Annotated in this window: 12 protein-coding genes; 6 read left to right on the plus strand and 6 right to left on the minus strand. The window is 46.8% G+C overall.

Annotated elements, in window-relative coordinates; all coding sequences use genetic code 11:
- Window positions 1-23 precede the first annotated feature (23 nt).
- Together EGI32_RS13535 and EGI32_RS13540 are read right to left on the minus strand one after the other, a co-directional pair.
- Window positions 24-647, minus strand: a complete 624-nt coding sequence (locus tag EGI32_RS13535) for a JAB domain-containing protein (RefSeq protein WP_255155896.1) — start codon at window positions 645-647, stop codon at window positions 24-26.
- Window positions 648-1,283: 636 nt separating this feature from the next.
- Window positions 1,284-1,943: a helix-turn-helix domain-containing protein gene (locus EGI32_RS13540; protein WP_255155897.1), complete on the minus strand. Its 660-nt coding sequence runs from the start codon at window positions 1,941-1,943 to the stop codon at window positions 1,284-1,286.
- A 654-nt stretch (window positions 1,944-2,597) separates the two neighbouring features.
- On the opposite strand from EGI32_RS13540, the gene EGI32_RS13545 reads away from it, so the two are divergent.
- The 6 genes from EGI32_RS13545 to EGI32_RS13570 all read left to right on the plus strand — a co-directional run bounded on the left by EGI32_RS13545 (window position 2,598) and on the right by EGI32_RS13570 (window position 9,130).
- On the plus strand, window positions 2,598-3,473 hold the full coding sequence (locus tag EGI32_RS13545) for a DUF4249 domain-containing protein (protein WP_255155898.1): 876 nt from the start codon (window positions 2,598-2,600) through the stop codon (window positions 3,471-3,473).
- Window positions 3,474-3,661: 188 nt separating this feature from the next.
- Window positions 3,662-4,618, plus strand: coding sequence for a thioredoxin-disulfide reductase (trxB, locus tag EGI32_RS13550; RefSeq protein ID WP_255155899.1), 957 nt, complete (start codon window positions 3,662-3,664; stop codon window positions 4,616-4,618).
- A 402-nt stretch (window positions 4,619-5,020) separates the two neighbouring features.
- Window positions 5,021-5,371 carry a dihydroneopterin aldolase gene (gene folB / locus EGI32_RS13555; RefSeq protein ID WP_255155900.1) on the plus strand — a complete coding sequence of 117 codons (351 nt, stop codon included), beginning with the start codon at window positions 5,021-5,023 and terminating at the stop codon, window positions 5,369-5,371.
- Window positions 5,372-5,373: 2 nt separating this feature from the next.
- Window positions 5,374-6,126, plus strand: a complete 753-nt coding sequence (locus EGI32_RS13560; protein WP_255155901.1) for a M48 family metallopeptidase — start codon at window positions 5,374-5,376, stop codon at window positions 6,124-6,126.
- 172 nt (window positions 6,127-6,298) lie between these two features.
- Window positions 6,299-8,278, plus strand: a complete 1,980-nt coding sequence (locus tag EGI32_RS13565) for a M1 family metallopeptidase (protein WP_255155902.1) — start codon at window positions 6,299-6,301, stop codon at window positions 8,276-8,278.
- 150 nt (window positions 8,279-8,428) lie between these two features.
- Complete coding sequence (locus tag EGI32_RS13570; protein ID WP_255155903.1) at window positions 8,429-9,130, plus strand: class I SAM-dependent methyltransferase; 702 nt, start codon at window positions 8,429-8,431, stop codon at window positions 9,128-9,130.
- 3 nt (window positions 9,131-9,133) lie between these two features.
- Here the strand turns inward: EGI32_RS13570 and EGI32_RS13575 are convergent, their stop codons facing one another.
- From EGI32_RS13575 to EGI32_RS13590, 4 genes are all read right to left on the minus strand, one after another.
- Window positions 9,134-10,597 carry a toxin-antitoxin system YwqK family antitoxin gene (locus EGI32_RS13575; protein ID WP_255155904.1) on the minus strand — a complete coding sequence of 488 codons (1,464 nt, stop codon included), beginning with the start codon at window positions 10,595-10,597 and terminating at the stop codon, window positions 9,134-9,136.
- An 88-nt stretch (window positions 10,598-10,685) separates the two neighbouring features.
- On the minus strand, window positions 10,686-11,168 hold the full coding sequence (locus EGI32_RS13580; RefSeq protein ID WP_255155905.1) for a hypothetical protein: 483 nt from the start codon (window positions 11,166-11,168) through the stop codon (window positions 10,686-10,688).
- 47 nt (window positions 11,169-11,215) lie between these two features.
- Window positions 11,216-11,629, minus strand: coding sequence for a hypothetical protein (locus EGI32_RS13585; protein ID WP_255155906.1), 414 nt, complete (start codon window positions 11,627-11,629; stop codon window positions 11,216-11,218).
- A gap of 54 nt (window positions 11,630-11,683) precedes the next feature.
- On the minus strand, window positions 11,684-13,042 hold the full coding sequence (locus EGI32_RS13590) for an MATE family efflux transporter (RefSeq protein WP_255155907.1): 1,359 nt from the start codon (window positions 13,040-13,042) through the stop codon (window positions 11,684-11,686).
- Window positions 13,043-13,044: the final 2 nt, after the last annotated feature.

The raw sequence follows: 13,044 nt of genomic DNA on the forward strand, positions 1-13,044 counted from the left end.
TTACCTAAAAATGATAAGTTAATTTATAATTTTTTTATTTCCGCCAAACTCAACCCCGTTCCCTTCTTTATCGCCGCATCATCCAATCCCATTGCCTTAAACCTTTTGGCAATGTCAATACTATTTTGCTTCATTGCTTTTTTTAGCTCAATCTCCGCCTTCATCTTCTTCATTTCCATCTCCTCCTTCTCCACAACCCTCCACGTATCACTCGCTTTCATCTTCGCTATCAGCCCCACATCGGCAAAGCTCATGTAGCTTTTTTCGCTGATGATGAGGTGGTCGATCACATCTACGTTGATGATCTCGCCCACTTTGATGAGGCGATCGGTAATGGAGCGGTCGGCGGTGGAGGGGATGAGTTCGCCGCTGGGGTGGTTGTGTACGAGTATCATTTTAAGGGCCAGTTTGTAGATGGCCATGCGGAATACATCGGTCGGGTTGGAGGTAACGCGGTTCTGGCGGCCGAGGGCTATCAGTTCTATGAAGAGAATCTTATTGGCATTGTTGAGCCCTACCACCCAAAAGTGTTCCTGGCTGCGGCTGAATTTATTTTCGCGTTTCAAAACCTGCTGCATGATGGCGGCCACACCATCCGAACCATCGATCGGTTTCTTCTTCTGCGCCTCCGAAAGTTTTACATTCATGAGCTATCGTATATGTTTCAAATGTACAATATTTAAACAGGGAGAGGGGAGTAAAAGGGCTAAATAAAGTTTAGTCAGACTAAAGAATGTTTAGTGGCTGCAAAAGGTTCCCGCAAAGCAGCAAAGGTTACGCAAAGAAGTTATCCTTTCTGTCAGCCTGAGCTTGTCGAAGGCTTTTGCTGGTCAAGATTCGCCTTCGACAAGCTCAGGCTGACAGATAATATAGTCGGGGCTTTTGCTGTCAAGATTCGCCTTCGACAAGCTCAGGCTGACGGATAATATAGTCGGGGCTTTTGCTGTCAAGATTCGCCTTCGACAAGCTCAGGCTGACAGATAATATAGTCGTGGCTTTTGCTGGTCAAGATTCGCCTTCGACAAGCTCAGGCTGACAGATAATATAGTCGGGGCTTTTGCTGATCAAGATTCGCCTTCGACAAGCTCAGGCTGACAGATAATATAGTCGGGGCTTTTGCTGGTCAAGATTCGCCTTCGACAAGCTCAGGCTGACAGATAATATAGTCGGGGCTTTTGCTGGTCAAGATTCGCCTTCGACAAGCTCAGGCTGACAGATAATATAGTTGGGGCTTTTGTTTTTCCTTTGCGGCTTTGCGTAAACTTTGCGGCTTTGCGTGAAAATTACTCCGCGTCAGGCAATTCCTTCCTGCTTACCGGCGCGCCAATTTTTAGGGTAGTATCCGCCACCCCAAAGGCCGAACTCACGGTATCCAATATGGGGAAGCGCTGCCGCTTTGCCAGCAGCGCCTTTGCCGCAGCCAGTTCTTTTTTGATGCCTTCCAGCCGGATGAGCGCTATCTCCGGTTTTTGCCGGGTGATTTCCCGCAACTGTTCTTCGGCATTGTGCTTTCGGGTGAGCAGGCCGGGCATTGCGGCGGCATATTCCAGCTTTTTTTGTTCCACCAGGGTCAATAATATTTCCGCTTCCTTCAACACCATTCCCGCGGCATTGAATTTGGAAGTCCAGCTTTTGATATGTTTTTCGAGCCGGTGCTTTTCCGATTGGAGGTCGCCGATATACATCTTTATATATTCAGTAGATTCCTGATGGTGTTTGGCTTTGAAAGTCTTGTAAAAAGGTTCGGCCCGTACTGCGGGGGTGGCATTGCTGGTGCCCGGTTGCTGTTGCAATTGATATAATTTCTGCCTGGCAGCGTCGGGTATTTCACGCTTGCCGCTTTCTATCATGGAGACGGCGCTTTTTTTGAGCCCCAGGGCATCCGCCAGTTCCTGTTGAGTGAGGCCATTGGCTATCCGGAATGTTTTCAGATCGTAGATCATAAGGGAAGTGATGAAGGTTTGATTTGCTGAATTTCCGAAAAAGTTTTTGAAAAAAGCGATGTGAACTTTTGCGTGTGAACTTTTTTTGTGAACTCCGTATAAAAAAAATACAGTTGCCGGAATATCAACGAATTAACTTTGTGAACTTTTGGGCAAAAAATCACCAATTACGTGTGAACTTTTTGGTTTTGTGAACTTTTCTGTGAACTCAGCGAAAAGGGGGCCGGGAAGACGGGAAGAACGGAAAAATCCCTTACGAATTCTTCCCGTCTTCCCGGCAAATTATCCCCTTCACGATTTTTTCTCCTTAAAAAGAGCGGAAGATCTCTCCAAAATTCTGCTTTCTCCCGTAAAGAGTTGCCGGGAAGAAGGGAAGAACGGGAAACATCCCTTATGAATTCTTCCCGTCTTCCCGGCACATTTTCACCTTCGTGATTCTCTGCGAAACCTCTGCTTTCTCCCGTTCTCTGCGCCTGCCCCGCCGAACGGCGTGGGGTGAGGAGGGCTTCTGTAACCGCAGAGTGCCAGAGAACGCAGAGGTTTCGCAGAGATATAAGCGTTAGTCTGTCAGGCAGATTTGTCACTCCGCCTGCTAAATACGGAAATTCTGCCGCTGGCTATGTTTTTGCCTATACATATTGATTAATTTTGAGTATGCGAAAATGGTTCATCGCAGTGCTGGCTATCACGCTGGCTTCCTGCGAAAAAGATATAAATTTCAACCTGGCGGAAACCTCGCCGGTACTGGTAGTGGATGCGCAGATAGAGAACGAGCTGCCGCCAACGGTGGTACTCACCAAAAGCCTTTCGTATTTCAGTAATATATCGCCCGATCTGCTGGCCAATACATTCGTGCACAATGCGGACATTTATATTTCCAATGGCGTGCTCACGCACAAGATGAAGGAATATTCGTACCCGCTGGTGCCGGGTTTTACCGGTTATTATTATGGCATCGATTCTTCGAGCCTTGCCACAGCTTTTACAGGGGCTTACAATACCAGTTATTCGCTGCGCATCGTTTCGGAAGGAAAAGAATATACAGCGCAGACTACCATACCGGTATTGCGGGGCGTGCTGGATTCCGTATGGACAAAACCTGCACCGCAAAACCCGGATACAAATAAGCGGGTGTTGTTTGTAAGAGGCACCGATCCGGCTGGCCGCGGCGATTATGCCCGGTATTTTACCAAAGTAAACAGCGGCCCGTTTCTCGCGGGGGAAAATTCGGTGTTCGACGACCAGGTGATCGATGGTACCACCTTCGATGTGCAACTGGAGAGGGGCATTGACCGCAACGACCCGCCGAAATCGGACAGCAACTTTTTCAAAAAAGGGGATACCATCACGGTGAAATTCGCCAATATCAATAAAGCCACTTACACTTTCTGGAACACCTGGGAATTTGCGTACCAGAGCATCGGCAACCCCTTTGCGCAGCCCAATAAAGTGATCGGCAACGTCAGCAATGGGGCGCTGGGGGTGTTTGCGGGGTATGGGGCGGTGTATAGGAGGATCATTGCTAATTGATAATGGATAAAGAGTAATGGATAATGGATAATAGAATAATGGATAATGTTTTTGATTCGAACATTATTCCCTGTACGCCAGAGCTCTCAATCCGAAAACATTATCCATTATCCATTATACAATTATCCATTAAACATTATCTTGCACGCCAAATAATCAAATAAAGTACAATTGAAATAAACTATAAGATGAGCACAGAAACGAATACAGGAAACGAAAAAGTAAGCTGCCTGATCATAGGATCGGGGCCGGCAGGTTATACCGCTGCCATATATGCCGCCAGGGCAAACATGAAACCATTGCTGTACCAGGGCATTCAGCCCGGCGGACAGCTGACCATCACTACCGAAGTAGAAAACTACCCGGGTTACCCGGAAGGGATCCAGGGGCCGGAAATGATGCTGGATTTTGAAAAACAGGCGGCCCGTATGGGTACGGATATCCGTTATGGCCTGGCTACCAAAGTAGACTTTTCGGGCCATCCGCTGAAAGTGCAGATAGATGAAGAAAAATGGATCGAAGCCGACTCAGTGATCATTAGCACCGGCGCTTCGGCTAAATGGCTGGGCATACCGAGCGAACAAAAACTGAATGGCCATGGCGTGAGCGCCTGCGCCGTGTGCGATGGCTTTTTCTTCAAAGGCAAAGATGTGGCCATCGTAGGGGCAGGGGATACGGCTGCTGAAGAGGCCTTGTATCTTTCCAAACTTTGCAACAACGTACACATGATCGTGCGCAGGCACGAAATGCGCGCCAGCAAAGTAATGCAGGACAGGGTATTAAAGACCAGCAACATCATCATACACTGGAATGCCGAAACCGACGAGGTATTGGGCGACAAAAAAGTGGAAGGCGTGCGCCTGCTCAACAACCAGACCGGCGAAAAATGTGAGATAGAAGTGAGCGCTTTCTTTGTGGCCATCGGTCACCAACCCAACAGCGACATCTTCAAAGGCGTGCTGGATATGGATGAAGCGGGTTATATCAAAACGATCCCCGGTACAAGCAAGACCAACATTGCAGGCGTTTTCGCCAGCGGCGATGTGCAGGATAAGATCTATCGCCAGGCGGTGACGGCAGCGGGAAGCGGTTGTATGGCAGCGCTGGATGCGGAAAGGTATCTGGGCGAAGCGGGGTTGCATTAAAAAGCCTCCGGCATTTTAATAGTGAATGGTCAATAGTGAATAGTCAAACCTTTGAGGGTTATCATATATGTGCCACGTTTTTAAGCGTGGCATTTTTACTTTAGAATAAGCAGCTTCAGGATGAATATTTGTGCCTTCGAAGAGTAAAAAGTACAATTCGCGGGAGAAACGGCTTTTATTTTAAAATAATTCAGGTAATTTCCACCCGGATGAAACCCCTTGGGATAAGGGGTTTCAATAGAGATTTTGTCGGGAAGAAGGGAAGATTTCTGACAACCTTTTGTAACAAATATTAGTCTCCTGACGTACGTAGTGTGTAGTTGTTACTCTGTGGTTGGTCGTCCGTCGTCGGTGGTCTTTTTAAATTCGTGTAATTCGCTATAATTCGTGTAATAAAAAAATATGAACAGCATCCATCTCAACAATCTCCGCTTCTTCGCACACCATGGTTATCATGATGAAGAAGGGGTAACGGGTACCGATTTCGATGTATCGGTTTCCATCAGCTTTGATGCTCCGGAAAAGATCACTACACTCCCACAAACCATCAACTATGTGGAAGTGTATGATGTGATCAAGGAGATCTTTCAGCGGCCGACAAAACTATTGGAAAGCATCGCACATGATATCTGCGATAATGTATCCCTGCTGGACAACCGCATCCGCACAATTAACATAACCATTACAAAATTGCACCCGCCGATCAGTAATTTTATAGGAAGTGTAGGGGTATCCCTTTTAAAATCGTATTGACTATGAAATTTTTATTTTCTGTTTTATTATTCATCGGGTCGTTCAGCGGTGCTGTTGCACAGGATGCGGCGGCGTTGCTCAAAGAGGCCGACAGGCTGGAGCTGGTGCCCAATGAAACAGCAGCTTTCAACAAATTTAAAGAAGTGCTGGTGGTGCAGCCCGGCAATATGCAGGCGCTCACCAAGTGCAGCGAATTGTGCAGCAGGATCGGCAGCCGCGAAAAAATTGCGGCCAACCGCGATATCTATTTTGCGGCAGCATTATCGTATGCCAATAAAGCATTGCTGATAGATGCAAAAAACGATCGGGCAAATGTGTGCAGGGCAATGGCGCTGGGTAAATCATCACTCACCAAAAGCGGGAAAGAAAAGATAAAATCGGCCAAAGAGATCAAGAGACACCTGGATGTGGCACTGGCTACCAACCCTTCCAATTACCTGGCCTGGCATATCCTCGGCAGGTGGAACTACGAGCTGAGTAACGTGAGCGGCGTAGAGAAAGCCGCTGCTAAAGTGTTCTTTGGCGGCATTCCGCAGGGATCGTTGAAAGATGCCATCATGTATTTTGAAAAGGCCCGCACGCTCAGTCCGCATTTTATCCTCAACAATATCGAACTGGCAAAAGCTTATCATAAAAATGATGAAGACACCAAAGCTATCGCGTTGCTGAAAGCGGTGCAGGGATTTCCCAATGTTACAGAAGACGATGCAAAGCATAAAGCGGATGCGCTGAAGATGATAAAGGATTACGAATAAACATTTCCTGCTGTCAGCCTGAGCTTGTCGAAGGCAGGATGGATTCGGCAATGCCTTCGACAAGCTCAGGCTGACAGCCTATTTTTGCATGCATCCACCTTATTTACCAATTATCCAATATTTAAACCCTTCCTTCCTGTTATTCGATAACTTCGGAGCAAATTTTTTGACTATGAATGTTCGTTTCTTCCTGGCTGCAGCTTTTTGCAGCATCACTGTCCTTTCTTTCGGGCAGGCCAACAACACTTCTACCTACGATCCACATGCTTTATTCGCTCCCAACTTTTATCCTTTTGGCGGCACTCCCACGAGGGCAGCTGATGGGGCACCGGGTGCGGCTTACTGGCAAAACAGGGCCGATTACCAGGTAGCCGTTTCCCTGGATGACAAGACCAATATCATTAAAGGATCGGTAACGATCACCTACAAAAATAACAGTCCGCAGGCGCTGGCTTTTCTGTGGCTGCAACTCGATCAGAACCTGTTCAACAGCGAAAGCCGCGGGCAGGCACGTATGCCGGTTGGTGCCCGTAGCCGCTATGGCGATGCCGGTAGCAACTTTGATGGAGGCTATAAAATAAGTGCGGTGAAATTACTGGCCAATAACAGCAATGCCGACTATATCATCACCGATACCCGCATGCAGATTCGTTTGCCAAAGGCAATGAAAGCAGGCGGTGAAACGATCAAAATAAAAATCGATTATTCTTTCACCTTGCCGAAATATGGCGCTGACCGCTGCGGGATATTGTCTACCAAAGAAGGCGATATATACGCAGTAGCGCAATGGTACCCACGCTTGTGTGTGTACGACGATGTGCTGGGCTGGAACACCAATCCATATCTTGGCCCCAGTGAATTCTATTGCGAGTACGGCGATTTTGATTTCAGCATCACAGCGCCTTCCAACCACATCGTGGTGGCAAGCGGCGAATTGCTGAACCCGGCTGAAGTGCTTACAGCCACGCAGCTCAGGCGTATGGCTGAAGCGAAGAACAGCGACAAGACGGTGATCATACGCTCTGCAGGCGAAGTGGCTGATCCGGCTTCGAGGCCAACCCAAACCCCCACACTTACCTGGAAATTCAAAATGACGAATGCACGGGATATTGCCTGGGCAAGCTCGAAAGCATTCATCTGGGATGCGGCAAAGATCAATCTGCCGGGTGGTAAAAAAGCGCTGGCGCAAAGTGTTTATCCTATAGAAAGTGATGGCGATACCAAATGGGGCAGGGCTACAGAATATACAAAAGGAAGCATTGAAAATTACAGCAAACGCTGGCTCGCGTACCCGTACCCGGTAGCCACCAATGTGGCCAGCAATATCGGCGGCATGGAATATCCGGGCATCGTATTCTGCGGCTCCAATGCCAGCAGGGGCGGGCTCTTTGGGGTAACCGACCATGAATTTGGCCATACCTGGTTTCCTATGATCGTGGGCAGCAACGAGCGTAAATATGGCTGGATGGATGAAGGGTTCAATACGTTCATCAATTCGCTGGCAGAACAGGATTTCAACAAGGGCGAATACGCCAGCGCAAAACGCAGCAAGGAAGGTATGGCGAAAAACCTGTTTGGTGCCAACAGCGAAGGCATCATGTATACCCCTGACGCGATGAAGGAAGGAAACATCGGGAATGCTTTGTATGCAAAGCCGGGCTACGGCCTTCAACTGCTGAGGGACTATGTGCTCGGCCCCGAGAGATTTGATTATGCTTTCCGCACGTATGTTCATCGCTGGGCATACAAACATCCAACGCCATGGGATTTTTTCCGCACTATGGACAATGCCGCGGGCGAAGACCTTACCTGGTTCTGGAAAGGATGGTTTGTAGAAAATTACAAACTCGATCAGGCCATCGGCGGAGTGACTTATGAAAAAGACAAACCTGCCAATGGCGCCATCGTTACTTTACTGAACCTGCAGCAGATGGCCATGCCGGTGCTGCTTACTTACGAAACCAGATCGGGCGTGAAGGGCACTAAAAGCCTTCCTGTAGAGATATGGAACAATACAGGAACATTTAAAGTGAAGCTGAATACAACGGAAGAATTGCAAAGCGTGACCATCGACGCCGAAAAACAATTTCCCGATGTGAAGATGGATAACAACGTGTGGACGGCCACCCAGGCTGCGTCTCCGGGAAATTAGCATGCAAAAATGAGGATAACTTTATCGGCCGCCGGGTATTTCCCCGGCGGTTTTTTTGTGTAACTTAACAGGGTAAACCGCAGACAAGTGTTCGTTTGCCGGCATTTTCCCTGAAGTATGAGAAGGATTTTTTAGACTAAAATCTTTCATATGTTTCAATCTTTACGGGCAAAATCGGGGGCTCTTGTGCGGGAAGTCCACTACAGGGGCATATGGAAATTTTTGAAGTTCAAATATTTCGAGCATTATTACCGCCGTAAGTTCCGCAATATGGGCGTGGTGCACCCGGATGGCAATTTCGACCTGGAAGATACCAATGCCCGCTCGGTGCATAACGATGCACATCCCAACCATGCTTCTTCCTTCTATCATTTAAAAAAAGTGTTTCAAAAAACAGGTCTGCCTGCTACCGGAATACATTTGCTCGATATCGGCTGCGGCGACGGGCGCGTGCTCAACATGGCCATGCTGCTGCAGGTAAACGAAGTGTTTGGTGTGGAACTCGATAGAATAGCTTCGGAAAGTGCCCGAAGAAATTGCGAAACAATGAGCCGTAATGGATACAAAGTACCCTGGCAGGTGGGAAAGAACGATGCTACGGTTTATAAGATCCCCGACACTGTCAACCTGATCTACCTGTTCAACCCCTTTGGAAAAAAGACGATGGAAGCTGTGGTGATGAATATCATTGAACATGCGCAACAGAAAAAAGAGCCGCTCTTTGTAGCCTATTGCATCCCCGGTTTTCCCGAATTATTTACAGAACAGGCTTGCTGCGAAAATATTTACCAGACGTTCAATGTGCAGGGCGATCATTCAGACATGGTGATCTTTAGTATCCACAAAAGATGATCATCATTTACAGGCTCTCATCAAAAACATCATTGCCAGGAGTATAAGTGCGGCTATCCTGAGGTAAAATTTTGCATCGTAAGGTGGAGAATGGCTTTTTCTCCTGCGAACAAGTTCCTTCAATTCCTGCTGGTGTACGTGATAGTTTTGGGAACTTAGGTCATATTTTTCGCGTGTGGGAATATCCACTTTTACTAACCGGTGTTGTTCGGGATCGTATACTTCGTGATTGGCAAATTCCCCATAGATGTTCCAGTTCTTACGCACGGTCATGATGCCTTTTTCAAAAGTGAGTTCGGCTTCTTTATCACCATTCTCAAACCACCCGATATACGTTATGCCATCTGCGTTCCGGCCATTTTCATACCGTTGCAAAATGCGCTTTTGTCCATTTTCATAATAGGAAATGATATCGCCATGATATTGCCCCTGGTCATCAAAAGGCTGTACGAAATACAATTTTCCCGAAGGGAAATATTCTTCCCAGGTTCCTTTGCGTAACCTGTTCTCAAAAAATTTACGGTACTTCAGCTTCCCGTTCTCAAACCATTCTTTTATTTCCCCTTCGGGATGATCGTTGATGTAAGATCCTTCATGCTTCAGCATCCCGTTTTCATGGTACTCTTTCACATAACCGTTTCGGATAAACGCATGTAAAGGGCTTTCCGGATCTTTTAATTTTTCGACGATGTAGGCATCTTTCGCGTCCCAGTTCCTGAGCAGATGTTTTGTCTGCCAGGGGAACAAGCGTGTTGCCAGTTTTTCAGCATCAAATTCCAGCTCTTCTTCGGTTTGCGGAGCGTAAGTGATAAAAGCCGCGGGAGGGTTGACCCCGAGTTTTTGATACGCCAATAATTTATGATGGCCATCGAGCACAAAATATTCCGAATAAAGATCCCCGATGGAGCTCTGGAAAAGTATCACGAGCGGACGCTCGCCGCTGCTGATCTTTTCTTCAAAATATTGTACACGTGTTTGATCGATGGAAGACATGGGTTGCTTAGCATACAACGAAGTGTCGACCTCATAATTATTGTATGTGCTGTATTCGAGGATATTGCTGATATAATACGTTGGGTCTTTGGCCTGCATCGCCAGCTTATGTTCTTTTTGCTTCTCTTCGGTCTTTGCAATATCGGTGGCTTCGGTTATTTCCAATGTTATGGAATCCATGCTGGCGAACGACAAATAATATTCGCCCGATTGGAACAATGGAAAAATAGGGCTCAGCAGATCGTAGAGCCCCTGCAGGTTTTCAGAAAAATCAGTGTTGAGATGGCCGAGCAGTTTATCGCGAAGAGCATTCCGGTATTCTTGATCGTAGGGGAGCAGGCAGAAATATTTACCGATCGATCCGCGGCAATCGCCCCATACCACAGACAAAGGAGCACGAAAGGAAAAATAACTTCCGATCTCGCTTAACCCGATCGAGATCAGGCCTTGTCCGTTGGTGATGGTAAATTTCATACAAAACAGCATGAAAAATTAAGAGTTAAGAATTAAGAATTAAGAATGACAACTCAGGCATTCGTAATTCGTAATTTTTAATTCGTAATTAATTGGCTTTCCTGCACCAGATCACCAGTTGCTCTTCGTCAGATGGCATGATCACTTTCAGCAATCCATCCTTGATCTCAACAGGCCCTGTTATAGATTTTTTTGTATCCTTATCAGTAAAAGTGATCAGGTTTTTAGTGGCATCATATTGACCGATATTCTCCTTCTTTTCACCTTCGTAAATGCCCCCGTTTTTATCGATATTGATGGTGATCTTCTGGAATGCACTTCCCAAGGTAGCTTTCAAAACGTCTACCGTACCTGCTTTGGCGGCACTGTCCATTTTACCATCCTTGTCCAGCTCTTTCATGAAGGCATCCGAAAAAAATACAGAATCCTTATCTACATCTATATACATCAGGTTGCCTATCTCCACTTTTGCCGGTTTCCAGGAACCTTCGAGTTTTGCCTGTGCAAAGCAGGCTGCTGAACAAAAGAGGAGTGCAGCAATTACCAGGCTGACTTTGATCATTTTTATCATTGTAGTTGTTTTTATCATTGATTAATTGAGAACGACATGCTTAATGCTCAGTTGGTTTTCCTGCACCACAATACCACCTTGTCTTCCGCCACCGGCGAAACAAATTTCAGCAATCCATCCTTCATTTCTACCGGAAGGGTCTTTTCTTTTTTCCTGGTGTTATCAATAAAGGTGATCGTATTATCCGAAGCATTGTAGTGACCCATTTTTTCATGTTCCGAATTTTCGTAAATACTACCTTCTTTATCGATAGTGAAAACAAGTTTGCTGAAATCCTTTAGCAACGCACGTCTTAAACCGGCACTATCCTTTATATCTTTTCGACCATATATTTTAATAAAGCTCATTTCGATATGGATCGAATCTTTTTCCATGTCAATATAAACCTGGTCGGACACGGTGAGCGACACTGCTGTCCATGTGCCGCTAAGGCTTTGCTGGGCATACGAATTCCCCGACATAGTAAGTGAGAACAGTAAGCAAAAAATAATCTTAAAATGATTCATCGATATCGTTTAAGTGGCAGGCTTTGTTTTCCATCTCCCGCTTTTCAAATATAAGAATGCCATGAGGAAGATGGCCGTCCAGTACACAAATTCATTGCTCCATGCCATTGCCAGCGAAACGTAATGCAGCTTGGTGAAATACCAGGTATATCCCATGTAGAGCGAGATAGCCACAATCTCTATCGCCAGGTTCATCCTTGTCTTGCCGGTACCTGTTACGCCATTGAGCCACACATTGGCGATGCTCAGGAACAAAATGCCCAGCGTAACCACACGGATCACCGGGATGCCCTGCTGCACAAAATTTTCATCCTGTCCGAATAAACGGAAAAATAATTCAGGGAAAAGGTTCAGGCAGCCGCAGATCACAGCGCCGAAAAGAAAACTCCAGCAGGTGATGCGGGTGATGGCAGGCAGGACGAGGTCTTCGCGTTTTTGTCCCATGAGGTTCCCCACCATGGTATTGGAAGTGCTGGCAAACGACCACACGAATACCCCTGCAAGTCCGAATACATTGCGCATGATATTACTGATCGCTTTGGAATCATCGCCCTTTGAGGCGATCAGCAGAAAGAATACCAGCCAGGTACTTACACTGATCAGGTATTGCAAAACCAGCGGCAGCGATACTTTCAATACTTCCTTACTGATGACCTTATCGAAAATGAATGTTTTTAATAGGCCGTATTTTTTCTTCAGCCCTGTACTATTGAGTACGATCAGTACCGTGATGAACCCGGCGAATTCGGCCATTACGGAAGCCACCGCGGCGCCATTGAAACCCATTTGGGGGAAACCGGCCTTACCAAAAATGAGCAGGTAATCGAACAATATGTTCACCAATGCTTCGGCGATGAACCCGATCATCAGGTAGCGGCTGTTGAGCGAAGCCACCAGGAACGCGTTGCCCATCTGGAAGAGGTACAGGAACGGCAGGCCGAAAATACGGATGCGCAGGAAACCCATTTCGCGGGGATAATTGGCAGGATCTGATGCCGCCTGCATGATGAAAGGCGCTATCAGCCAGGTGAAAATGATGCATACCACCGCAAATTGAAGGCTGATGCGTATGCCCTGGGTAAGGATGGTTTTGAAAGCATCTGGTTTATCGGCACCAGCATATTTTGAAAAAACAGTCTGCATGGCATTATTCAACCCATTGCCCGCTACCGCGAAAATGAGGTAAAATACCCCGGTGATACCTGCGCTGCCGAGCGCTTCTTCGCTTACACGCCCCAGGAATATGCTGTTAATAAGCAGGTTGAGCTGTGGAATAAGAATGGCCAGCGTGATCGGCAGGGCGATAGAGAGTATCTGCCGGTTGTTGACCTCAACTTTTAAATTATTGTTTGATACCGCTGTTTCCATAA

The sequence above is a fragment of the Ferruginibacter sp. HRS2-29 genome (assembly GCF_024343615.1).
Lineage (GTDB): Bacteria > Bacteroidota > Bacteroidia > Chitinophagales > Chitinophagaceae > Ferruginibacter.